This is a genomic window from Haloactinopolyspora sp. (assembly GCF_027324685.1).
GTDB lineage: Bacteria > Actinomycetota > Actinomycetes > Jiangellales > Jiangellaceae > Haloactinopolyspora.
Genome location: NZ_DAHVSH010000199.1, coordinates 1 through 23610 on the forward strand (window position 1 = coordinate 1; position 23610 = coordinate 23610).

A 23610-nucleotide genomic window follows, 5' to 3' on the forward strand; every position below is an offset into this window, starting at 1 on the left:
CGGCGGTGTGATCAGCGCCGACGCCGATGCCGACGGCCGATTCCGCGCCTCCGCCGTCCCGCCCGGCCCGATCTCGGTGAGCTGCCGATTCGACGAGCCCGGCCGCGCACCCATCGTCACCAGCTGGGTCGCGATCTAGGCGCTACGGCCTCACGAGGCGGTGAACGGCAGCGGCTGGCTGCCGGGTTCGGTGACGCGTGCGTCCCGCGAGGTCATCCGACGACGGTGATGGTGGCGGCACAGCACCTCGTAGCCCACGGCCGCGTCGTCGACGGTGTCGCCGACCACGACCTGCTCGCCCTCGGTGACCATCACGCCGTCGACGGTACGAGCGTTGTGCGTCGCCCGCCGGCCACACCAGCACAACGCTTCGACCTGCAACGTCTCGATGCGGTCGGCGAGTTCGACCAGCCGCGCCGAGCCCGGGAACAGCCGAGTGCGGAAATCGGTGAGGATGCCGAAGGCGAACACCGGCACGTCGACCTCGTCGGCGATGCGGCCGAGGTCGTCCACCTGGTCCGGCGTGTAGAACTGTGCCTCGTCACCGATCACGTACTCGATCCGCGCCCCGGCGGCGAGCCGATCGACCACCAGAGCCCACAGGTCGGTGGTCGTGTCGACCTCGACGGCCTGTGCCGACAATCCGAGCCGGCTGGACACCGTCGCCTCGCCGCCGCGGTCGTGAGAGGCCAGCATCAGCCCGGACAGGCCGCGCCGGCGGTGGTTGTAATCCATCTGCAAGGCCAGCGTGGACTTGCCGCAGTCCATGGTCCCGGTGAAGAAATGCAGTTCCGCCACGGCTCACGCCTCACCCACGAGCAGCGGAACCAGCAGCTCGTCGTCGGTCATGGCGCCGTGCAGACCGCGCAGCTTGCCCTCGACCGGGAACACGCTGCGGCGTTCGACCGCACAGTCGCCATCGACGCTCACCACCACGTCACCGATCCGCTCGGTCACCCGGGCCTCAACCGCACCGAACCACCCCGCGGCCACGGCTTCGTCGCGGCTGAGCACCGTGGCGCGATCCTGCAGCACCGAGCGCCACGCCGCCACGACGTCATCGGCCGCGCCGTCGGTGGTGTACACGTGGCGGAATCGGGCCTCCCCGGCCACGAGCTCCACGCCCTCGCGCAGCGCCGGCACGTCGTCGACGTCGATGCGGCGTTCCGCGTCGACGTCGACCATGCCGTGATCGCCGGTCACCAGCAACGTCGTACCGGCCGGCAGATGATCGAACAGCTGCTCGGCGAAACTGTCGGTCATGGTGAGCTGGTGCCGCCAGGCGGCGGAGCGGCAGCCGTGCTGGTGCCCGGTGTAGTCGAGGTCGCCGTCGTAGACGTAGACCAGGGCGCGCTTCCCCGCCCCGGCGGCTTCACACGCTGCGGCGACCCGCTGACCGTAGGTGTTGGCTGTCCGAAACGGACCGCGCAACCCGGCCTGAGTGAGCCCGGAGCCACGGAACTTGCTCTCACCGAGCACTGTCGTGGCCACCCCCGCTCGTTCGGCGCGTTCGATCACGCTGGGGTGCGGCTGATAGGCATCGGGATCCAGCCGCGGCTCCCAGCGCAGCGCATTGAAGATGCGGCGCCTGTCGCCTGGTACCCGCGAGGTGTAGCCCACCACCCCGTGCCGCCCCGGCGGCAGTCCGGTACCGAGGCTGGTCAGGCTCACCGCGGTGGTCGTGGGAACGCCCACGGTGATGGCCCGCCCGGTCAGGGAGGACAGGAACGGCGCTTGAGCCGGGTGCGCCTGAAGCAGGTTCCAGCCCAGCGCGTCGACGAGCAGGACACAGTACCGCGAAGAGCTGGGCAGACCGAGGATGTTCTCCTCACCGGGCAGGCCCAAAGCCCCCAGGACCGACGGCAGGACGTCGCACAGCGCAGCCTCGCCGTACCGAGGAAGCGCCACCCGCGTCACCGCACATCGACGGTGGCCGCGGACAGCGCCCGAGCAAACGTCAGCAGATCTTGGACCCGGTTGGTTCCCTCACCGGCCTCGCTGACCCGCAAGGTGAAGTCGTCGGAGGTCAGCGCGCCGGTGTAGCCGTGGTCGGCTTCACATTCAGGGTCGCCGCAGGTGGCTGGTTCGATGTCGATGCGGCTCATGGCGCCCCATCCGACGGTGAGGACGACGTCGAGCGCCGGGGTCCCGGTCCGGTAGGCCGCCGGTGCGGTGACCGTGCGGCTCACCACGACGGAGGAGACCCGGTCCAGCGGCACCGCCTCGGTGGACGTGGTGGCGTACGGCACGTCGTGGGTGTCGTCGGAAGGGTATTCGTCGGTGTGCCCCACGACCAGGCGACTAGGCGTCAAGACGAGCACGCTGACGTGCCGCCGCAACTCGTCACGGTCGAAGTGCGGCTCGTGGTGGACGACGAACGCCGTCACTTCCTCGCCGGCCAGGGCCGTCTCGAGCGTGTCCGCGACGAGATCCGGGTAGTACCCGGCTTCCTGAATGGCCAGGCGAAGGCCCTCACGCGTACTTAGATCCGCCATGTCTCCATCCTTGCACGCTCGGGACTACGTCACTCACAGCAGCCGTCGTGTGTACCAGTCGGTCCTGCCCGGCGGTGGTGCCACTCGCCCGGAGGCGTTGACGACGGCCAGCCCGCACTCTGCCACCAATACCGGGTTGAGCTCCACACTCTGCACCGAAGGAACGTCATCCACCAGCCGCGACATGCGGTGAATGAGATCTTCGACCGCGGCCAGGTCCACGGCGATGCCGCCCTTGTAGCCCAACAGCAGCGCGGCGGCTTTGATCTCGCGGACCATCTCAGCACAGTCGCGGTCGGTCAAGGGCGGAATCCGGTACGACCGATCGCCCAGCAGTTCCGTCGCCACACCCGCCACGCCGAACGAGACGACCGGGCCGAACATCGGGTCCTCCCAAGCGCGAACCACCACCGGCACGCCTCCCGGGGCCATCGGTTGCACGACGAAGTCGGCCTCCGCCGGGTCGGCCAAGGTGGCCGACATCGTCGTCCAGGCGTCGCGCATCTCGTCAGCGGTGTCGATGTTGCGCCACACGTCGGCGAGGTCCGGACGGTGCCGCAAGTGCGCCGCCGTCGCCTTCAGCACCACCTCACCCTCGAGGTGCTGCAAGGCCGCCACCGCCTCGTCCAGCGTCCGGGCCGCGATCATCGGCAGCAGTTCGACGCCGTAGGTGGCCAACAGGGCGCGGAGCTGGTCGGGGTTCAGGTCGACGCCGTCGCTCGCGTCGGTGCCCAGCAGCTGCTCGACCGTGCGTTCGGCCGCCTGCGTGTCGCATCCGGTGATGGCCGGAACCGTGCCCCGGGGGCGGCGGCGCCATTCGGCATAGTCCGTGACGTGCCCGAGCGCGCGGGCGGCCTCCTCCGGCGACGGGTACGACGGCACCGAGCCGCGCCCGGGAACGCCCAGCTCGTCCAGCGCGCGCATGCTCTCGGGGATGCCGCGACCGCCCAGGAACGTCGTCACGATCGGTTTCGGTGAGCTGGCAGCCTCCTCGGCCAGCGCACGGGCGACCTCCTCCGGGCTCGACGCGTCCACGGCCGGCGCGAACACGACCATGATCGAGCTGACGTCCGGATCGGCCACATAGCCACGGATCGCGGCGCGGTAGTCGTCGGCCTCTGCCCCGGCGCCGAACCGGGTCGGTTCACCGCGTACCTCCAGGCCGGCGCTCACCGCGGCGTCGGCGGCGAGCAGGCACAACGCACCGGAGTTGCCCATGATGGCGACGGTGCGTCCCTCCGGAAGGGGCTGGTAGGCAAGGACCTGCGCGACGTCGAACATCTCCGAGATGGTGTCGACCCGGATGACGCCGGACTGCCGGAACATGGCATCCAGAGCCGCCTGCGGCGCCTCGATCGGGCGCACCGTGTGCCCGAGCGGCACCCCCTGGGTCGAGCGCCCGCTCTTGACCGCCACGATCGGCTTGGCCGCGGCGACCCGGCGCGATATCCGCGCGAACTTGCGCGGGTTGCCCAGCGACTCCAGGTACAGCAGGACGACCTCGGTCGCGGGATCGTCCTGCCAGTACTGCAGCAGGTCGTTGCCTGAAACGTCGGCCCGGTTACCGGCCGACACGAACGTCGACAACCCGATCCCCCGGTCGGCGCCGTCACTGAGAATCGCCGTGCCCAGCGCTCCGGACTGGGCGAAGAATCCCACCCGCCCCGGTGGCGGCAGGACACCGGCGAGCGTGGCGTTCAGCGAGAATCGCGCGTCGGTGTTGACGATGCCCAAGCAGTTCGGTCCGACGATACGCATCCCGTTGGCCCGAGCGGTGCGCACCAACGCCTGTTGCCGTTCGCGCCCGACGGCCTCACCGGTCTCGGCGAACCCCGCGGAGACGACGACCAGGCCGTGCACGCCCTTCGCCGCACAGTCGAGGACAACCTGTTCGACCGCATCGGCCGGCACCGCCACGATCGCGAGGTCGATCTCCTCCGGCACGTCGCGCACGCTGGCGTAGGCCGGCACTCCGGCGATCGCTCTGGCGTGCGGGTTCACCGCGTAGACCGGGCCGGTGAACCCCCCGGTCACGAGGTTGCGCACCAGGGCGCGCCCGACCGCGTCCGGCCGCCGGCTGGCGCCGACCACGGCGACCGAGCTGGGCGTGAGCAGCCGCTCGATCGATCTCGCTTCGGCTCGGTGCTCTCGTGCGCGCATCACCTCGACCGAGTGGTCGGTGGGCAGGATCTCGAACTCCGCGTGGACCACGCCGTCCTCGTACCGGTTGTCGACGGTGTAGCCCGCCTCGGCGAAGACCGTGGTCATCCGCCGGTTGGCCGGCAGGATGTCGGCGACGAACCGCCGCAGGCCGCGCTCGCGGGCGGCTTGGGCGAGGTGTTCCAGCAAGACGCTGCCCACCCCTCGCCCCTGGTGTTCGTCCTCGACCAGGAACGACACCTCGGCCTCGGTCTCGGTGATCCGTTCGTACCGGCCCACGGCGATCATGTCGTCGCCGACCAGCAGGATCAGCGCTACCCGGTCGTCATGGTCGACGTTGGTGAAGTGCTCGATGTCGCGGCTGCTCAACGTGGGGTACGGCGCGAAGAAGCGGTAGTACTTCGACTCGTCGCTGACGCGGGCGTAGAACGCGACCAGGCGGTCGGCGTCGCCGGGGGTGATCGGGCGGAGGTGCGCCGTCGCGCCGTCGGACAGCACGACGTCGGCCTCCCAGTGCGCGGGATAGGGCGCTGTGCGGTCCACGGTGGTTCAGGCTAGCGCTGATCGACGCCCAGGGCATGGGTTCACCGGCGGCCGGAGGGCATGCCCTAGGCTCCGGTGACATGCGATTCGGACTCGTCGGCACGGGGTACTGGGCTCGTGTCACTCATGCACCTGCTGTCGTCGCCGCCGACGGGGCCGAGCTGGTCGGCATCTGGGGACGTGACGATGGTCGGACCCGGACGCTGGCCGACGAGTTCGGCGTCACCGCGTACGGCGACTACGAGCGCTTCCTGGCCGACGTGGACGCCGTGGTCTTCTCGGTGCCGCCGGACGTCCAGGCCGACCTGGCCACGCGGGCGGCTGCGGCCGGCAAGCATCTCATGCTCGAAAAGCCGATCGCGCTGGATGCCGAGGCCGGTCGCAGGCTGGAGCAAGCCGCGCGTGATGCCGGTGTGGCCAGCGTCGTCTTCTTCACTCAGCTGTTTCGCCTCCGGGTTCGTGACTGGCTGGCCGAGTGCGCGGCGGCTCAGCACGCTTGGGAGGGCGGTTGTGCCCTGCTGCTCGGATCGGTCCAGCGCGAAGGCGGCCCGTTCGCCACGCCATGGCGGCTGGAGCGCGGCGGCTTGTGGGACATCGGCCCGCACGCGCTGTCGGTCTTGGTGAGCGCGCTCGGGCCGGTCACCGATGTCGCGGCCCATGGCGATCCGCTGGGCACGGTGCACCTGGTCCTCACGCACGAGGGCGGCGCGTCGAGCACGGCCACCGTGTCGCTCGCCGCCCCGTCGGCGGCCAGCGGTTTCCGGGTGCGGCTGTGGGGTGGCGACGGGCACGCCGTCATGCCGTCCTCGGACCAGCCGCCTGCCGATGCAGCAGCACTCGCCGTCAGCGAACTCATGGACGCCGCGCGGCGCGACGACCCCGCACACCCGCACGACGTGCGGTTCGGCCGGATGGTCCTGGAAACTCTCGCCGCCGCGCAAGACCAACTCACCGAGCAGGCGCAGCGGCCTCAGCGGTCGCGGCGTGTCCCCGGCGGCGAGTAGACGTCCAGCAGCTGTCGCTCGGCATGGTCGAGCGCGAGGCGTACCGCACCGAGCGCGACCGCATCGTCACCGAGGGACGAGAGCTCCAGACGTGGCACGACCAGCGCACGTTGTTCCAGGTGCCGGCGCACAGCGGCGAGAATCGCGTCGCCGGCCAGCGTGATGCCGCCACCGATGACGACCAGCGCCGGGTCGATCGCGGTCAGGAACGGGGCGAGTCCGCGGGCGAACTCAGCGGCGACCTCGTCGAGAACCTGCAGCGCCAGAGGGTCACCGGCCGCCGCTGCGTGCAACACCGCCACGGCGTCATGGCTCGTGCGGTCGCCGAGCTCACGGGCTCGCCGCAGGATCTGCGCCGTGCCGGTGACGGCCTCCAGCGGGCCCAGCCCGTCGGCCTGAGTGCCCTGGGGCTGCTCTTCGAGATCGATGAAGCCGATCTCACCCGCAGCACCGTTCGCTCCGCGGTGCAAGCGTCCCTGCAGCAGCACCGCCGCACCGACCCGGGCGCCCCATTGGACGAGCACCATGTCGTCTGCCTCGTCCCAGGACCCGTTCGCCCTCTCGGCGACGACGGCCAGGTTGACGTCGTTCTCCACATACACCGGGCAGGCGATGGTGCGTTGCAGCGTCCGGCCCAGTTCGAGGGCAGCCCAGCCGGGGACCGACGGCGCCTGGACGATCGCGCCGCGCCGCTCGTCGACGATGCCCGGGGTGCCCACTCCGACGGCCGCGATCGCCGAGCGTTCCACACCCGCGCGGTCCAGCACCAGGCTCACCGTGGATTCGACGTGTTCCAACAGCCCGGCGTGTGACGCCGGTTCGGCCACGTCGCGGCGTTCCTGGACCACCACGTTGCCGGCCAGGTCGGCGACCGCGCAGTACACCTTGTGCGGGCCCACGTCGACGCCGACGACGTGGGCGGCGTCGGCTCGGAAGCGCACCACCTTCGCCGGTCGCCCCATCCGGGGTGAGTCGTCTTCCGGCGCTTCGGTCTCTTCCACCCACCCGTCGCGGATGAGGGTGGAGACCGCGGCGGTGACGGTCGGCCGAGACAGCCCGGTGGCGCGGACGACGTCGGCCAGCCGGGCCGACCCGGTGTCGCGAACGGCTTGCAGCACCGCTGCGCAGTTCATCAGTCGAAGCAGTTGCGGCCCGCCGCCACGTCCGGATTGGGTCACTACGCCCCCTTGACACCGTGATGACACGTAGACATATTGAAGAAAGCTTCCTTAGTAAGTCTACCGAGTCGTCGAGCAACCGACATCCCCGGCCCCCAGCGCGCACATCCCAGCGACCACGCTCGTCGGTGGTGACTCGACCCGGTGATTTTCAGGGAGAACAGGCGATCCCAGGAGGAGCCATGTTAGGTAAGCGGTCCGCGTCATTGTTGTTGTTCCTGGCGCTGCTGTTGTCACTGATGGTCAGCGCGCCGGCCACCGCCCAACCGGTCGACTCGGCGGGCAAGGACGACGCGACATTCGCTGAACTGTCCGCCGCCGACGAATTCGAGAAAGTACTGCTGACCTCCGACGTCGCCCAGCCGATGACCATGGACATCGCCGCTGACGGCCGGATCTTCATCACCAGCCGGGACGGCGTGGTACGGGTTTACCACCCGGACACCGAAGAACTGACCGTGGCAGCGGAGCTGAGCGTCTTCGACGATCACCCGTTACCCGACGACCCGGACATCGAGGGGTCGAAGAATCAGGAGGGAGGGCTGCTCGGCCTGGCGCTCGACCCGGACTTCGACACCAACGGATGGGTGTACGTCTACTACACCAGCCGAGACGAGAACAATCACTTCCTGTCCCGGTTCGAGGTCCAGGACGACGTGATCGACGTGCAGTCGGAAATCGTCTTGTTGAAGGTTCCGTACAACAAGACGAACTGCTGCCACGTCGCCGGTGACATCGATTTCGACTCGGCCGGCAACTTGTACTTGAGCACCGGCGACGAATCCACGCCGGACTTGAACGACCAGTACTCCCCGATCGACAGCCGCGAGGATCATTGGTACAACGACGACCGCCGCACGTCGGGGAACACCAACGACTTGCGGGGCAAGATCCTGCGCATCACGCCGCAGTCCGACGGTACGTACACGATCCCCGACGGCAACCTGTTCACCGGCGACGAGGACGGCGGCGACAAGACCCGGCCCGAGATCTACGCGATGGGCTTCCGCAACCCGTTCCGGATCTCCATCGACCCGGCGACCGACCGGCTGCACATCGGCAACTACGGCCCGGACCGCCTGGGTGACTGGGACGAGCGCGGCCCCTGGGGCTTCGACCAGTACATGGTGACCTCGGAGTCGGCGAACTTCGGCTATCCGTTCTGCATCGGGAACAACTACCCGTACCGGCCCTGGGACTACGAGACGAATGAGCCGCTGGGCGACTTCTACGACTGCGAGAACGGCCCGATCAACGACTCACCGAACAACACCGGGCTCGAGCAGACCCCGCCGGTCACTCCGGCCACCATCTACTACCCCAGAAGCTGGGCCAACTGGCCCGACACCTGGGTGGGCTGGCCGGACCGCGAGATCAACCCGATCCCGGAGCCGTTCTTGAACATGGGAAGCGGCGCGGGCGGGCCGATGTCCGGTCCGGTGTACCGCTACGACGCCGACCTCGACTCCGAGACCAAGTTCCCGGAGCACTACGACGGACGCTGGTTCCTGCTGGACTTCCACCGCGGGCACGTCAAGACCGTCGAGCTCGACGAGAACGAGCAGGTCACCGCGATCGACGACTTCATGCCGGACCAGAGCTGGATCGGCCTCATGGACGGCCAGTTCGGCCCGGACGGTTCCCTGTACGTGCTCGAAGGTGGCGCCTTCGGCGACAGCGCCAGTGCCGGGCTGTACCGGATCGACTACGTCAGCGACCAGCCTCCGCTCGACGAGTGCGTGGCCGACGACTTCGCGGGCACCGAGCTCGACCGCGAGATGTGGCCGACGATCGTGCGCGAGAACGCCGACGGTTACCGGCAGACCGACGGCGCCCTCGAGATCGACATGTTGCAGGGCGACATGATCAGCAATCACCTGAGCGGAAACATCAACACCGACGCCCAGAATCTGATCATGACCCCCGTTCCGGACGAGCGGTGGGAAGCCGAAGTCACCGTCGACCTGCCGGCGGAATCGGTCAGCCACGACCAAGCCGGGTTCATCATCTATCAGGACGACGAGAACTTCACCAAGGCGGCCTTCTTCCCCGCATACAGCGGGCAAGAGGACGGGCGATTCGAGTATCTCTACCACGAGAACGGTGAAATCCGCTTCCAGGGCGGCGTCGACAATGCGGTCATTCCCTCGGCGCCTCAGACGCTGACTCTCCGGCTGAGCAGCAACGGCGAGCAGGTGTCGGTGGCGTATTCACGCGACGGCGAGACGTGGTCCAGCGTCGGCCGCCCGGCGCCGATCTCGCAGTACGAGAACCCGCAGTTCGGGTTGTTCGCCGCACATGGCCCCGATGAGATCGAGACTCCGCTGACCGCGACGTTCACCGACTTCTCGCTGTGCGTCGGCGGTGATGCGGGTGACCCGGTGTGCGCCGAGCAGCCGGTCGCCGAGGGGTACCGGCCGCTGTGGGACGGCTCGACGCTGCAAGGCTGGAACCAGGCCGGCCCAGGCGGGTTCGCGATCGTGCCGGACGAGGACCGCGAGGGCACGTGTGCACTGGAGACCGTCGGCGACCCCGAGGGCCTGGGCATGCTGTGGCACGAAGAGCAGTTCGAGTCCTACCGGCTGCACGTCGACTTCAAGGCGGTCGCCGAGGACGACAACTCCGGCGTGTTCTTCGGCTTCCCCGACCCTGGGGACGACCCGTGGATCGGTGTGAATCAGGGCTACGAGATCCAGATCGACGACACCGGCGGCTTCCCGGACGCCCCGGACAGCTCCAAGACCGGCTCGATCTACACCTTCCAGGCACCGACGTCGTTCCCAACGGTGCCCGGCGAGTGGAACACCATGGAGATCGAGGTCGAGGACCCGATGGTCCGGGTGTGGATCAACGACGTACTGGTGAACGAGTACGAAAACCCGGCTGACTCCGGTCGCGACCTGTCCTCCGGGTTCGTCGGGATCCAGAACAACCGCGTCTCGGACAATGTGTTCTTCCGCGACATCTGGGTCAAGGAGCTCGGCGACGACCAGTGCCCGGAGCCGCAGACACCACCTGAAGGCTTCGTGTCCCTGTTCGACGGCGAGACGCTGGACGGCTGGACGATGGCAGGCCCCGGCGGCTTCGAGATCAGTGAGTGCGGGCTGTTGCAGCCCTACGGCGGGATGGGACTGCTCTGGTACGACCAGCAGACCTTCGCCGACTTCGTCATGCAGGTCGACTTCCGGGTCCACGCGCCCACCGACAACTCCGGCGTGTACGTCCGCTTCCCCGACCCCCAAGGCGATCCGAACAACACGATCGACGAGGGCCACGAGGTCCAGATCTACGACGCCACCGACGATCCGTTGACGCGGACCGGCGCGATCTACAACTACGCTCCGGCGGTCGAGCTGGCGACCAACCCGATCGGCGAGTGGAACACGATGCAGATCGAGGTGATCGGCCAGGAGTACCGGGTCATCCTCAACGGGACGGAGGTCACCACCTTCACCGGTGACGGCACCCGACCGCTCGAGGGCTTCGTCGGACTGCAGAACCATTCCTCCGGGCAAGCAGCCGGCGAGAGCGTGGAGTTCCGCAACGTCTGGATCAACGACCTCGGCGACGACTCGGGTGAGTTGACCGTGGACGCCACGGTGGATCCGGCCGAGCCGGACGGTGCCAATGGCTGGTACACCTCGCCGGTCACGCTGACGCTGGAGTCGAACAACCCGGATGCGGAGTTGCTGTGGCGCCCGCGCACCGACGAGAACGAGTGGCGGACGTGGACCGAGCCGGTGCTGTTCGACACCGACGGCATCTACAACATCGACTACAAGGCCGCGCTGCCCGGTGACGGTGGCGAGCCGTCGGAGACGGAGATCCTCGTCGGCGAGAACGGGTTCGACTTCAGCGAGACCGATTTCGCCGTCGAGCAAGGTGACACCATCAAGTTCCAGTACGTGCCCGGGTACGCGCACGACGTGGTGATCACCGACGCCAATGGCGAGATCCTCGCGTCTCGTCCGCTCGGGTCGGACTGGGAGGACGATCCGTTCTACTACGAGGCGGTCGACGAAGGCAGGTACTACGTCTACTGCACGCCGCACTCGAACCGGCCGGACCCGGACGACCCGACGACGTGGACCGGCATGGTGTCGACGTTCGAGGTGACCGCATCCAGCGGTGATCCCGGACAGGAGACCGGGATCAACGAGATCGAGTTCCTGATCGATCAGACGGCCCCGGGCACCGCGGCGACGCTGGAGGGTGAGCAGGACGGCGAGGCCTACACCGGCGCCGTGTCGGTCACCCTGAGCGCACAGGACGCGACCGCCGGAGTCGCGCAGACCGAGTACCGGATGGCCGGCGAGGAAGAGTTCACCGCTTACGACGCGCCGTTCACCGTCGAGGGTGCGGGCGAGCACGTCGTGGAGTTCCGCTCCACCGACGTGGCGGGCAACGTCGAAGACGTGCAGTCGGTGGAGTTCACCATCACCGACGGCGAGCCGGCGGCCTGCCCGGAGCCGGACACGAGAGAAACCGTCGTGATCGGCGGAGTCGACACTCGTGTCGCCAACCGTGCACTTGACGACGGTTGTACGATCAACGATCTCATCCAGGAGGACGGCGACTGGAGTGACCACGGCGCGTTCGTCCGGCACGTACGGGAGGTGACCGACCAGTTGGTGTCCGACAAGGTGATCAGCGACCGGGATCGAGGCGCGATCGTCAGTGCCGCGGCCCGCAGCGACGTCGGCCGCCGGTGACCTCACTGCGCATGAGCGCGAGTGTGTCCCCTCGATGAGCGAGGACGCCCGGCGCCGGGAGACCGGCGCCGGGCACAGCGCTGTACACGTTCGATCACAACAGGAGAACTCATGTCGAAACGACTCCGCCGGCTGATCCCGATCGCGGGCGTCGCGATGCTGGTCCTGGCCGCGTGCGGCGAAAGCTCCGACCCGCGAGACAACACCGATGCCGGCGGCGGCGACAGCGACGACGGCGGTGGTGAGCAGGTCACGCTGCTCATGGAGAGCTGGCGCAACGACGACCTCGCGATCTGGGAAGACGTCATCCTGCCGGCCTTCCACGAGGAACATCCCGACATCCGGGTGCAATTCCAGCCGACGGCCCCCGACGAGTACGACGCCGCGCTCGACGCGAAGCTCTCCGGTGGCACCGCCGGCGACCTCATCACCTGCCGCCCGTTCGACGTGTCGCTGCGCTTGTACGAGGAGGGCCGCCTCGCCCCGCTGAGCGACCTCCCGGGCATCGATGCGTTCAGCGACGTCGCGCGGACCGCGTGGGCGACCGACGACGGCTCCGAGACCTTCTGCGTCCCGATGGCGTCGGTGATCCACGGCTTCCTGTACAACCAGGAGATCTTCGACGAACTCGGCCTGACGCCGCCGGAAACCGAGGAGGAGTTCCACCAGCTCCTCGATCAGATCGCCGCGGACGGCACGTACGCGCCACTGGTCATGGGCACCGCCGACCAGTGGGAAGCGGCCACCATGGGTCTGCAGAACATCGGCCCGAACTACTGGAACGGCGAAGCCGGCCGGCAGGGGCTGATCGACGGCACCGAGCGGTTCGACGACGAGCAGTACGTCGCCGCCTTCACCGAGCTGGCCTCGTGGGCGCCGTACCTCCCCGAGGGCTACAGTTCGACCACCTACCCAGACGCGCAGAACCTGTTCACACTCGGGCGCGGGGCGATCTACCCGACCGGTTCGTGGGAGATCGCGCTGTTCAACGAGCAGGCGGACTTCGAGATGGGTGCCTTCGCTCCCCCGCTGCCGGAAGGCCAGGACACCTGCTACATCAGCGACCACACCGACATCGGCATCGGCATGAACGCCGCCACCGACAATCCGGAGGCCGCGCGGACCTTCCTGGAATGGGCCACGAGCGAAGAGTTCGCCACGCTGTACGCCAACGAACTGCCCGGGTTCTTCCCGATGTCCGAGCACGAGGTGGAGGTCGAGGACCCGCTCGCGCAGGAGTTCCTCAGCTGGCGCGACGAGTGCGAGTCGACCATCCGCAACTCGTATCAGATCCTTTCGCGCGGTGAGCCCAACCTCGAAAACCAGCTGTGGGACATCAGTGCGCAGTTGCTCAACGGCACCATCGAGCCGCAAGAGGCCGCGGCGCAGGTGCAGTCGGGCTTGGCGCGTTGGTACGAACCGCAGCAGTAGCCACGGTTCCCGCCCTGAAGGAGCTGACATGAGCCGACTCCGGACCTCGGGTCCGCCGGACGAGGCCGGCGCCGAGGTTGTGACGAGTGCGGGCGCGGCCACGACGCGTCCGGAAGCCAAGCCCCGGCGGCGTGGCTTCCGGACCCACGTGGTCGTGTTCATCGCCCCGGCCGCGGCGATCTACACGGTGTTCATGGTCTATCCGCTGCTGGATTCGCTGCGGCTGAGCCTGTTCGCGCCGGTCGACGGCAACCTGACGTTCGTCGGCCTGGACAACTTCGTCCACCTGCTCACCGACGACATCCTCGCGCCCCAGTTCTGGAACGCGGTGTGGAACAACCTGGTGTTCTTCGCCGTGCACTTCTTCGTCCAGAACCCGATCGGCCTGCTGCTGGCGGCCCTGCTGGCCGCGCCGACCCTGCGGGGCCGTTCCACCTACCGCGCGCTGTTGTTCATCCCGACGACGCTGAGCGTGGTCATCGTCGGGTTCATCTGGCAGCTCATCATCAGCCCGGTGTGGGGATTCGTCGACACACCGCTGTTGGGCCAGTCGAGCACGGCGCTGGTGACCTTGGCGCTGATGTCGGTGTGGCAGTACGTCGGGATCCCGATGATCCTGTTCTACGCCGTGCTCATCAGCATTCCGCACGAACTCACCGAGGCCGCCACCGTCGACGGCGCCAACGGCTGGACGACGTTCTGGCGGGTCAAGTTCCCGCTGATCCTGCCGACCGTCGGCATCGTCTCGGTGGTGACCTACGTGGCCAACATGAACGCCTTCGACCTCATCTACACCGTCAAAGGCGCTCTGGCCGGGCCGGACTTCGCCTCGGACATCATGGGGACGTTCTTCTTCCGGACGTTCTTCGGATTCCAGCTCCAGCAGGGCTCCAGCACCATGGGCGCCACAGTCGCCACCATGATGTTCCTGCTCATCCTCGCCGGCGTGCTCCTGTACTTCTACGGCTGGCAGCGCCGCATCGAGAGCTACCAACTGTGAGGAGCGCAGCAGACGTGAGCGCTGTGAACACCGCCACGCCGCCCGCCGCCGCGGCGCCCAAGACGTACCGCCCGCTGCGGGCGCGGGCCGGCGCCGCGGTCCCCCACGTCATCCTGATCGCCTATGCCGTAGTGGCCCTCGGGCCGATCGCGATGATCGTCATGAACTCGTTCAAGTCGCGCCAGGCGATCTTCGACACGCCATTCGCCTTGCCGACACCCGACACGTTCGACGTCAGCGGATTCCAGACCGTCTTCACCCGCGCACAGTTCGAGCTGTACTTCCTCAACAGCTTCATCGTCACCGTGAGCACGGTGTTCCTGGTCCTGCTCCTGGGCTCCATGGCCGCGTTCGCGCTGGCCGAGTACCGCTTCACCGGCCTCACCTTCGTCGCGCTGTACATGGCGGTCGGCATCATGATCCCGATCCGCCTCGGCACAGTGGGCATCCTCGACCTGATGGTCCGCCTCGGCCTGGTCAACTCGCTGGCCGGCCTGGTGCTCGTGTACACCGCGATGGGGCTGCCGCTGGCGGTGTTCGTCTTGACGGCGTTCTTCCAGCAGGTGCCGGGCGAGCTGAAAGACGCCGCGCGGATCGACGGCTCGAGCGAGTACCGGGTGTACCGGATGGCCGTGCCGCTGGTGAAGCCCGGACTCGCGGCCATCGGCGTGTACACCATGCTGCCGATCTGGAACGACCTCTGGTTCCCGTTGATCCTCACCCCCGCCGAGAACGTGCGCACGGTGACGCTGGGCACGCAGCTGTTCCTGGGGCAGTTCGTCACCGACTGGAACGCCGTGCTGGCGGTGCTGACGTTGGCGGCGCTTCCGCTGATCGCCTTGTTCATCATCTTCTCGCGGCAGTTCATCAACGGGCTGACGTCGGGGGCGTTCAAGTGAGCCGGATCAGGGTCGGCCTCGTCGGCGCCGGTTTCATGGCATCGGTGCATGCGGCGGGCTGGGCCGGTTGTCCCGGCGTCGAGCTCACCGCGGTCGTGACCGCGCCGGGTCGCTCGCCGGCCCGGCTGGCCGGCGAGTACGGCCTGCGCGCGTGCGACTCGCTCGACGAGCTGCTCGACCTGGTCGACGTCGTCGACGTCTGTGCGCCCACCGACGTGCATCACCAGATCACCGTGCGCGCGGCGCGGGCCGGGCGTGCGGTGATCTGCGAGAAGCCGTTGGCCCGTACGCCCGCGCAGGCCGAGGACATGATCGCGACGTGCCGCGAGGCCGGTGTCACCCTGTTGCCGGCGCACGTCGTGCGGTTCTTCCCCGAGTACGCCGCGGCCAAGGCGGCCGTCGACGCCGGCGACATCGGCGAGCCGGGCGTCGTGCGCCTGACCCGGGCCACGTTCCTGCCGCCAGGGCCTGGCAGCTGGTACACCGACCACGCCCGATCCGGTGGCCTCGCGTTCGACCTGATGGTGCACGACTTCGACTACGCCCGCTGGGTCGCCGGCGACGTCGTGGGGGTGTACGCGCGCAGCGTGCGCGCGATGCGCCCCGACGCCGAGGCCGATCACGTCCTGGCGATTCTGCGCCACGCCTCCGGCGCGATCAGCCACGTCGAAGGATCATGGGCACATCCGCCGCCGACGTTTCGGACTCGAGCCGAGATCGCCGGCACCCGGGGCGGCCTGGAATTCGACTCCGACCGCACCACGCCGCTGCGCCCGAACGTCCGAGCCGACTCCCGCCCCGGCGCGATGCCGCTGCCGTCCAGCCCGCTCGCCGAACCACCGCACACCGTGCAGCTGCAGCACTTCGCCGAGGTCTTGCGCGGCGAGGCGGCACCGGTGGTCACCGCGGCCGACGGACTCGCAGCAGTCCGGATCGCCGCTGCGGTGGTGGAGTCGATCGACACCGGCAGGCCCATTGAGGTGCCGGCCGTGGAGGTGGCCAGATGAGGGTCGCGTTCCTGTCCAGTGCGCACGTTCACGCCGACGCCTATGTGGCGAATTTTCGCGCCGCCGGTGCCGAAGTCGTGGGGGTCGCCGACGACGATGCTGTCCGCGGCGCCACGTGGGCGGCCACCCACGACGTGCCCTGGTATTCGTCAGCCGAGGAACTGCTCGACGCCGGTGTCGACGCCGTGGCCGTCTGCTCGGAGACCGCGCACCACCGTCGTCTGGTGGAGCTGGCCGCTTCGGCCGGCGTCGCCGTGCTGTGCGAGAAGCCGCTGGCCACCACCGAAGCCGACGCCCGCGCCATCGTCGACAGCTGTGCCCGCGCCGCGGTGCCGCTGATGACGGCGTTCCCGATGCGGTTCAGCCCGCCGTTGCGCGAAGCGGCCGCCATGCTGGCCGACGGGACGCTGGGCCGGCTGCATGCGTGTACGGGCACCAACCAGAGCGTGCTGCCGACCCGCCACGGCGCGTGGTTCGCCGACGCGGCGCTGGCCGGCGGCGGCGCCATCATGGACCATTCGGTCCATCTGGCCGACGTGCTGCGTTGGTATATCGGCGAGGACCCTGTCGAGGTCTACGCGGCCACCAATCGCGTGCTGCACGGCGACACCGTGGACGTCGAAACCGGCGCCTTGCTCATGCTCACCTATCCCGACGGCGTTTTCGCGACCATCGACGCCAGCTGGAGCAGGCCGGATAGCTATCCCACCTGGGGTGGTCTCACGGTGGAACTCGTCGGCGAACACGGCACCGTCGGGGTCGACGCCTTCGGCCAGCACCTCACCGTGTACGGCGGCACATCCGGCCCGTTGGCCTGGCCCATGTGGGGCTCGGATGCCAACCAGGCCATGATCGACGAGTTCGTCGACGCGGTGCGAACCGGCCGTACACCTGCCGTGACCGGCGAGGACGGGCTGGCCGCCACGCTGGTGGCGTTGGCGGCCTACCGCTCGGCGCACAGCGGTCAGCCCGTCTCCCTGCCCTCGTGACGGCCTCGTAACCGCTCAGCGATGCTCGACGTCGTAGACCAGCTTCTGGATGCCGTTGGGGTAGGCCTCGCTCTCGACGAGGCGCAGCTTCTGCTTGTCCTTGTCCGCGTCGCTGAACAGTCGCTTCCCCGCACCGAGCAGAACCGGGAAGACCAACAGGTGGTACCGGTCGATCAGGCCGGCGTCGGACATGCTGCGGTTCAACGTGGCGCTGCCGTGGATCGTGATCGGCCCGCCATCGGTCTGCTTCAGCGCGGCGACGTCGTCCAATGACCGCAAGATGGTGATCTCGCCCCAGTTCGAGACCAGATCGTCGTCCTTCAGCGTGGTCGACACGACGTACTTCGGCATGGCGTTGTAGCCGGGGAACTCGTTGGTCATCGTCGGCCATACCGGCGAGAACGCCTCGTAGCTGACCCGGCCGAGCAGCATGGCCGTCGATTCCTCCTGCTCTCGACCCTTGAGCTCGTAGGCGGCCGGGTCGAACTCGACACCGTCGAACGTCCAGCCCGAGTTGCGGTACCCGGGCTCTCCGCCGGGTGCTTCGACGACCCCGTCGAGCGAGACGAACGCCGTGGTGATCATGGTGCGCATGATTTCTCCTTCGCTGCTGTGACGCGCGGTCGTCAGTGCGTCGAACAGGAACCGGCCGAATCGACACGTGATGGCAAGGAAATCTATGCCGTGGCCGATCAGCCTTTGAGGGCGCCCTGCAGGAGACCGGCGACGAAGCTGCGCTGGTGTTCACCAGCCCGACCGAGCGCAGGTCGAAGTGCAGCGGCACGACGATCAACTCGACCGGGATGGTCAACCCGGCGATAAGAACGCGAACACCGCGTTGCCTCCAGGCAGGCGCATCGTCCCCAGCGCGTAACCGGCGAGCGTGGCGAGCACGAGCGTGGCCGGCACCGCGCCGATCGAGGTCGAGGATGTGGCCGCTGGCGACGAGGTCTTGGTGCGGAAGTCGCGCAGGCTGCTCCGGGCGCCGTCGTCCTCGACGTCGCCGTGGGTGCCGAACACGCGGGCCTTGCCGCCCATGTACGGGGTGAAGGCGGTCATCGTGAACGGACAGGCTGCTGCGCGCCATCGGTGGCCACATGCGGCCGAACTGCCTGCGGATGCCGGAGCTGCGGACGCCCAGCCTGGACCCGGCTCCGTCGGCCTCGGCGCGGTCCGGTTGGGCCTGAACACGGTGGAGACGCAGCTGTTCGCGATGCTTTCACGCCCCATGACTTGACGGTGAACAAGGCCGAATCCGCGCCTTTCGGACATGACACGTCCACGAACTCCATGCGACATCTGCCCCGAATTGCGGGCGAAAGCTTGACATGATCGTCGCATCCCGGAAAGAGTGCACGTCGTACACGTCTCCAAATTTGGAGCAGGGGGGTCATGGCGTTCGAACTCAGCCACTGTGCGGGTTCTCCCGTAACCGACCCCTCAACTTCGTGCAGCCTCCGCAGGGCTCCGATGACACGGGTCGGCGGCGGCGCGTACGAAGTAGCGTTATCCACGCACCTCATCCGCAGAGAGGAGCGCACATGCGCTACCGCAACATCGCCATCACGGCGGCAGTCACCGGGCTGGTCGGCCTCGGTTTCGCTGCGCCGTCACACGCGGGTCTGACGACCTTCTGTGACGGCGTCGCTTCCGATGTCACCGTTCCCGGCGATCTCGTCGTCCGTGCCGGCGACTCGTGTGAGCTGACCAACGTCACGATCAACGGGAACGCGACCGTCCGTGCGGACGCGAACCTGCTGCTCGACGGCTCCACGGTCAACGGCAACCTCCGCGTCAACGACAACGGGTTCGTCGACGCCATCGACACCGAGGTGACCGGCAACGCCCGGCTCGTCACCGCCTACGGCGCCTACACCGAAGGCTCCACGATCGGCGGCAACGTCAACGCCACCGACTCCGGGTTCTTCTACAGCGTCGGCTCTGACCACGCCAAGAACGTCTCGTCGACCAACGGCGAGACCTTCCTGGAGAGCAGCTCGGTCTCCCGCAACTTCACCACCGAGGGTGACGCGCTGACCGACGTGTACGACACGGTCATCGAGAGCGACGTCAGCGTCTCCGGCGCCACCCAGGGCAGCGTCTTCTGCCTCTCCGAGGTCGATGGCAACGCCTCGTTCAGCGGCAACGGCGACCTGCTGCAGATCGGCGCCTCGGCACCGCTGACCGGGTGCGGCTTCAACGTGTTCGGCGGCGACCTGAGCGTCACCGACAACACCGGTGAGGCTCACGTGTCCGACAACGTCGTGCGTGGCGACCTGACCTGCTCGGGCAACAACCCGCTGCCGGTCGTGGAGAACAACCGGGTGCGCGGCAACGTCGACTGCGAGTCCGCGGAGGCGGCCGCCGGCATCCAGCAGCGCCGCGCCATCAGCCAGGCCGACGACCGCAAGGCCGAGGTCAAGGCCGACATCGAGGCTCGCGCCAAGGCCGGCTCGGAAGACGCCGAGGACGCGGGCAACGCCTTCGAGTGAGGCCCGACGCGATCGGCTAGAACGACCGCTCGACAAAGGGGCGGTGGGTGAAGGAGTCCTTCACCCACCGCCCCTTTCGTTGTCAAATGATCATGTTCACTAGGTGCTTCCCTGCCCCACCACCCGTGCACGCCTGTCGGTACTGCACGACGCCTGGTGATGTGCCCGCAGCGGCCGAGACGATTGGTGCACGGCCGCGGCGGAGGCGCACGACGAGGCGTCCTGTCGCATCACCAGGCGTCCTGTCGCATCACGAGGCGTGTACGCATGGTGTCGTTGGCACAGGCATGCTGAACATGATCATTTCCGACGGCGACCGTCAGGCGGCGGCCTCGGGGCTCATGGCGGCTTCCTCGAGGACGTCGATCGGGACCGCGCCGACCAGGAGCCGGCCGTCGTCGAGCAGCAGCACCGAGACGATGTCGTTGGTCATCGCCCGGCCGGTGCCGTACTCCCCACTCACCTCGTCGAACTCGCCGAGGATCGCCTCGACCAGCGGCATCATGTCCTCGTCGACCGAGCTGGTCAGTTCGTCCACGTCCACGCCGCGAGCCACCAGCACCGACGTCCATCCGTCGCCGACGACGCTCACGTCGTCCGGCTCGGGAGCACCCTCGGGAACGCCCGGGTGCTCGTCCGGGCCGTGCTCGTCCGGGCCGTGGGGGGCCATCGGGCGTTCGCCGGGATCGATCTCTTCGACCTCGGCGCCGGCCGGCGGGGTGAACTCGTACACGGACTCGTCCGGCTCGGAGAAGCTCACCGAGGTGAAGCCCATTTCGAACGCCGGGTCACCACCCTGGCTGCTGTACACCTGGATCCGCAGCGGCACGAAGTGCTCGCCGTCGACGGCGAGCCGGATGGAGCCGATGAGCGAATCGTCGTCCTTCGGGCTCACGACGAGTTCGTAAGCGTCGCGTCCGGCCACCGTGGCCGTCCCGTCGACCTCGATGTTCGTCGTCGGCGCGATCGCCTGCAGGGCCATCTCGGCCATGGCGTCCGTGGCGCCGGCCGGCGCATCGGACATCGACGGCATCGACGGCATGGGCGAAGCCGGCCCCGGCTCCCCCTCGGGCAACGTCGCATGCTTGACGACGTTGTGCTCACTGTTCCAGAACCACGCCTCCCCGTCGTGGTGGATGATGTCGGTCTCGGCGAGTTCGTCCTGCAAGGCCACCCGGAAGCTGTCGTCACCGGAGTACCACACCCGCGCAGTCGTCGAGCCGGTCAGCAGCGACAAGGCGGTCGCGCCGGTGGATCCGGCATCGCCAGCGCCGGTTTCCGGCAGGTCGGGCAAGCCGAGATCGGCAGATTGCACGACGGTGCCGGAGAACGCGACGTCCCGGGCGCCGGCGAGACCGACCAGGATTTCAGCCGCGGTGCGGTCGGGCAGTTCGGAGTCGGCGCCGGCGATGACGGGACCTACCGCGGCGGCGGTCACGACAACGGCGGTGACCCCGGCTGGTACGGCCCATCGCATCGCCGGGCGGCGCAGGATGGAGCTTGGCATCGTGGTACTCCTCGTGATTCGGCCGTCTCGCGGCCAGTGTCTGGCATGGTGTGCTTCCACTGTGCGCGACCTCGCCTGTGAAGACGCTGAGAGCGTCGATCCCGCCATCGACATCAATACCCACCACGGCAGGGCAAGCTAGTGCCATGCGGGTACTCGTGGTCGAGGACGAGAAGGGTCTGGCGCGCGCCCTGCAGCGCGGCCTGTCCGCCGAAGGCTTCGCCGTCGAGCTCGCTCACGACGGTCGCGACGGCCTGTTCCTGGCGCGCGAGAACGACTACGACGTCATCGTCCTCGACGTGATGCTGCCGTCGCTGTCCGGATACCGCGTCTGCCGCACACTGCGGGCCGAGGGCAACTGGGTGCCGATCCTCATGCTCTCGGCCAAGGACGGTGAGTACGACCAGGCCGACGGGCTGGACATCGGCGCGGACGACTACCTCACCAAGCCGTTCTCCTATGTCGTGCTCGTCGCCCGGATCAGGGCGCTGCTGCGCCGCGGCGCACCGGCCCGGCCCTCGGTGCTGACCGCCGGCGATCTCGAGCTCGATCCGAGCGCACGCACGGTACGCCGGGGTGCGGTCGACGTCGCCCTGACCGCCCGGGAGTTCAGCCTGCTCGAGTTCCTCATGCGCCGCCGCGACGAAGTGGTGTCCAAGCTCGACATCCTCCAGCACGTGTGGGATGCGCACTACGATGGCGACCCCAACGTCGTCGAGGTCTATGTGGGCTACCTGCGTCGCAAGATCGACACGCCGTTCGGTCGGCGTGCGCTGCAGACCGTTCGAGGGGCCGGCTACCGGCTTGCCGGCGACGGCGGATGAGCCTGCTGGCAGGCCTCGGCCTACGCGCCCGCCTCACCCTCGCCGCCACGCTGGTCGCCGCCGCGGGGCTGGCCGTCATGGGTGTCCTCATGGTGGTTGCCCTCGATCGCGCCCTGCTCGGCGCGCTCGACGACTCCGCACACGGCTATGCCCGCGACGTCGCCGCGCTCGTGAACTCCGACCAGCTCGCCAATCCGCTCCCGGGCTCGGGCGCCGAAGCAGCCCAGGTCGTCGACGCACAGGGCCGAGTTCGCGCCTCCACCCCCGGTGGTGACCGTCTGGTGCCGATCGTGCGGCCCGACGACGTCGAGGCGATTCGGTCCGGGGACGCGGTCGAACTGGACGGTAGCCGGCTCGGTATGCCTGAGCGGCTGCGCGTCGTTGGTGAGCCGGCCGGGTCCGCCGACGATCCGCAGACTGTCGTCGTGGCGGTCTCGCTGGAAGAGCACGACCGAAGCGTGCGGTTCGCCGCTGTCGGCGTCGGGCTCGGCAGCATCGTGCTGACCGGCGCGCTGGGGCTGTTGAGCTGGATGATCACCACGCGTGCGTTGCGCCCGGTCGAGGAGCTTCGCGCCGGCGCCGAGGTCATCACCGGCACCGGTGGGGAGCGTCGGCGATTGCCGGTACCGGCCGCTGACGACGAGCTCCGGCGGCTGGCGGTGACGTTGAACGACATGCTCGCCCGGCTCGACGCTGCCTCCGAACGGCAGCGGGCGTTCGTCGCCGATGCGGCTCACGAGTTGCGCAGCCCCATCGCGTCGCTGCGGACGACCCTCGAGGTGGCCCTCATCCACCCCGACGCCGCCGACCCGGCCGAGACCGCGAACGACGCCCTGGCCGAAGTCACCCGGATGTCCCGCTTGGTTGACGACCTGCTCGTGTTGGCACACCTCGACGATCCCCGGCCGGCGGGCGACACCGAGGATGTCGATCTGCGGGTGATCGCCACCGAGGCGGCCGATGCGGCCCGGACGGCCGACGCGAGCGCGGTGCGTGTCGTCGTCGACGCGCCTGCGCAACCGGTCGGCACCACCGCGCACCGCGACAGTCTCATCAGGGCGGTGCGCAACCTCGTCGACAACGCCGTGCGGCATGCCGCCACCACGGTCACCATCACGGTGCGGCCGGGTTCACCGACGGTGACCCTGATGGTCACCGATGACGGCCCGGGTGTCCCCCAAGCCGACCGGGAGCGCATCTTCGAGCGGTTCACCCGACTCGACGACGCGCGCGACCGGGACGCCGGCGGTGCCGGACTGGGCCTGGCCATCGCGGGCGAGATCGTCAGCGCCCACGGCGGCACGTTGACCGTCGAGGACGCCGAGCCCGGCGCCCGGTTCGTCATCGCGCTGCCGTCCGTATGATCATG

At 68.6% G+C, this 23610-nt stretch carries 18 protein-coding genes; 10 read left to right on the top strand and 8 right to left on the bottom strand.

What is annotated here, in order from left to right; translation table 11 throughout:
* Positions 1-150: 150 nt before the first annotated feature.
* From M6444_RS21225 to M6444_RS21240, 4 genes are read right to left on the bottom strand one after another with little or no spacing between them, the layout of a single operon-like run.
* Entirely contained in the window at positions 151-798 is a 648-nt protein-coding gene (locus tag M6444_RS21225; protein WP_298332045.1) for a thymidine kinase, read from the bottom strand.
* A 3-nt stretch (positions 799-801) separates the two neighbouring features.
* Entirely contained in the window at positions 802-1908 is a 1107-nt protein-coding gene (locus tag M6444_RS21230) for a nucleotide pyrophosphatase/phosphodiesterase family protein (protein WP_298332047.1), read from the bottom strand.
* 5 nt (positions 1909-1913) lie between these two features.
* Positions 1914-2495: a DUF5998 family protein gene (locus tag M6444_RS21235; RefSeq protein WP_298332050.1), complete on the bottom strand. Its 582-nt coding sequence runs from the start codon at positions 2493-2495 to the stop codon at positions 1914-1916.
* Between the two features lie 33 nt (positions 2496-2528).
* A complete protein-coding gene (locus M6444_RS21240; protein WP_298332053.1) occupies positions 2529-5198 on the bottom strand; it encodes a bifunctional GNAT family N-acetyltransferase/acetate--CoA ligase family protein in 2670 nt (889 codons plus the stop codon).
* Between the two features lie 80 nt (positions 5199-5278).
* Here M6444_RS21240 and M6444_RS21245 point away from each other — a divergent pair, with 80 nt between their 5' ends.
* A complete protein-coding gene (locus M6444_RS21245; protein ID WP_298332055.1) occupies positions 5279-6202 on the top strand; it encodes a Gfo/Idh/MocA family oxidoreductase in 924 nt (307 codons plus the stop codon).
* Here the strand turns inward: M6444_RS21245 and M6444_RS21250 are convergent.
* Positions 6169-7380: an ROK family transcriptional regulator gene (locus M6444_RS21250; RefSeq protein ID WP_298332058.1), complete on the bottom strand. Its 1212-nt coding sequence runs from the start codon at positions 7378-7380 to the stop codon at positions 6169-6171. The two genes, M6444_RS21245 and M6444_RS21250, sit on opposite strands and share 34 nt — an antisense overlap.
* A 182-nt stretch (positions 7381-7562) precedes the next feature.
* On the opposite strand from M6444_RS21250, the gene M6444_RS21255 reads away from it, so the two are divergent.
* The 6 genes from M6444_RS21255 (at position 7563) to M6444_RS21280 (ending at position 17418) form a co-directional block, all read left to right on the top strand.
* Positions 7563-12092: a family 16 glycoside hydrolase gene (locus M6444_RS21255; RefSeq protein WP_298332060.1), complete on the top strand. Its 4530-nt coding sequence runs from the start codon at positions 7563-7565 to the stop codon at positions 12090-12092.
* A gap of 111 nt (positions 12093-12203) precedes the next feature.
* Entirely contained in the window at positions 12204-13523 is a 1320-nt protein-coding gene (locus tag M6444_RS21260; protein WP_298332063.1) for an ABC transporter substrate-binding protein, read from the top strand.
* 28 nt (positions 13524-13551) lie between these two features.
* Positions 13552-14523, top strand: a complete 972-nt coding sequence (locus M6444_RS21265) for a sugar ABC transporter permease (protein WP_298332066.1) — start codon at positions 13552-13554, stop codon at positions 14521-14523.
* A gap of 74 nt (positions 14524-14597) precedes the next feature.
* On the top strand, positions 14598-15422 hold the full coding sequence (locus tag M6444_RS21270) for a carbohydrate ABC transporter permease (protein ID WP_363326458.1): 825 nt from the start codon (positions 14598-14600) through the stop codon (positions 15420-15422).
* Entirely contained in the window at positions 15419-16429 is a 1011-nt protein-coding gene (locus M6444_RS21275; protein ID WP_298332071.1) for a Gfo/Idh/MocA family oxidoreductase, read from the top strand. The genes M6444_RS21270 and M6444_RS21275 overlap by 4 nt, the downstream gene beginning before the upstream one ends.
* Positions 16426-17418 (top strand): Gfo/Idh/MocA family oxidoreductase, encoded by a 993-nt coding sequence (locus M6444_RS21280; RefSeq protein ID WP_298332073.1) that lies wholly within the window; start codon positions 16426-16428, stop codon positions 17416-17418. The genes M6444_RS21275 and M6444_RS21280 overlap by 4 nt, the downstream gene beginning before the upstream one ends.
* A gap of 15 nt (positions 17419-17433) precedes the next feature.
* On the opposite strand, the gene M6444_RS21285 is transcribed toward M6444_RS21280, so the two are convergent.
* Positions 17434-18012 carry a dihydrofolate reductase family protein gene (locus tag M6444_RS21285; RefSeq protein ID WP_298332076.1) on the bottom strand — a complete coding sequence of 193 codons (579 nt, stop codon included), beginning with the start codon at positions 18010-18012 and terminating at the stop codon, positions 17434-17436.
* Positions 18013-18225: 213 nt separating this feature from the next.
* Positions 18226-18477, bottom strand: coding sequence for a hypothetical protein (locus tag M6444_RS21290; RefSeq protein ID WP_298332079.1), 252 nt, complete (start codon positions 18475-18477; stop codon positions 18226-18228).
* A gap of 482 nt (positions 18478-18959) precedes the next feature.
* On the opposite strand from M6444_RS21290, the gene M6444_RS21295 reads away from it, so the two are divergent.
* Complete coding sequence (locus M6444_RS21295; RefSeq protein WP_298332082.1) at positions 18960-19910, top strand: hypothetical protein; 951 nt, start codon at positions 18960-18962, stop codon at positions 19908-19910.
* Positions 19911-20229: 319 nt separating this feature from the next.
* On the opposite strand, the gene M6444_RS21300 is transcribed toward M6444_RS21295, so the two are convergent.
* On the bottom strand, positions 20230-21417 hold the full coding sequence (locus tag M6444_RS21300) for a hypothetical protein (protein WP_298332085.1): 1188 nt from the start codon (positions 21415-21417) through the stop codon (positions 20230-20232).
* Positions 21418-21563: 146 nt separating this feature from the next.
* Between M6444_RS21300 and M6444_RS21305 the strand changes: the two genes are divergently transcribed.
* Entirely contained in the window at positions 21564-22241 is a 678-nt protein-coding gene (locus M6444_RS21305; RefSeq protein WP_298332088.1) for a response regulator transcription factor, read from the top strand.
* Positions 22238-23605, top strand: coding sequence for an ATP-binding protein (locus tag M6444_RS21310; RefSeq protein WP_298332091.1), 1368 nt, complete (start codon positions 22238-22240; stop codon positions 23603-23605). Before M6444_RS21305 ends, M6444_RS21310 begins: the two co-directional genes overlap by 4 nt.
* Positions 23606-23610 lie beyond the last annotated feature (5 nt).

Coding starts and splice junctions, on each gene's coding strand:
- M6444_RS21235 (WP_298332050.1), bottom strand. CDS start 2,495: ATGGCGGATCTAAGTACGCGTGAGGGCCTTCGCCTGGCCATTCAGGAA.
- M6444_RS21245 (WP_298332055.1), top strand. CDS start 5,279: ATGCGATTCGGACTCGTCGGCACGGGGTACTGGGCTCGTGTCACTCAT.
- M6444_RS21255 (WP_298332060.1), top strand. CDS start 7,563: ATGTTAGGTAAGCGGTCCGCGTCATTGTTGTTGTTCCTGGCGCTGCTG.
- M6444_RS21260 (WP_298332063.1), top strand. CDS start 12,204: ATGTCGAAACGACTCCGCCGGCTGATCCCGATCGCGGGCGTCGCGATG.
- M6444_RS21265 (WP_298332066.1), top strand. CDS start 13,552: ATGAGCCGACTCCGGACCTCGGGTCCGCCGGACGAGGCCGGCGCCGAG.
- M6444_RS21280 (WP_298332073.1), top strand. CDS start 16,426: ATGAGGGTCGCGTTCCTGTCCAGTGCGCACGTTCACGCCGACGCCTAT.
- M6444_RS21285 (WP_298332076.1), bottom strand. CDS start 18,012: ATGCGCACCATGATCACCACGGCGTTCGTCTCGCTCGACGGGGTCGTC.
- M6444_RS21290 (WP_298332079.1), bottom strand. CDS start 18,477: ATGACCGCCTTCACCCCGTACATGGGCGGCAAGGCCCGCGTGTTCGGC.
- M6444_RS21295 (WP_298332082.1), top strand. CDS start 18,960: ATGCGCTACCGCAACATCGCCATCACGGCGGCAGTCACCGGGCTGGTC.
- M6444_RS21300 (WP_298332085.1), bottom strand. CDS start 21,417: ATGCCAAGCTCCATCCTGCGCCGCCCGGCGATGCGATGGGCCGTACCA.
- M6444_RS21305 (WP_298332088.1), top strand. CDS start 21,564: ATGCGGGTACTCGTGGTCGAGGACGAGAAGGGTCTGGCGCGCGCCCTG.
- M6444_RS21310 (WP_298332091.1), top strand. CDS start 22,238: ATGAGCCTGCTGGCAGGCCTCGGCCTACGCGCCCGCCTCACCCTCGCC.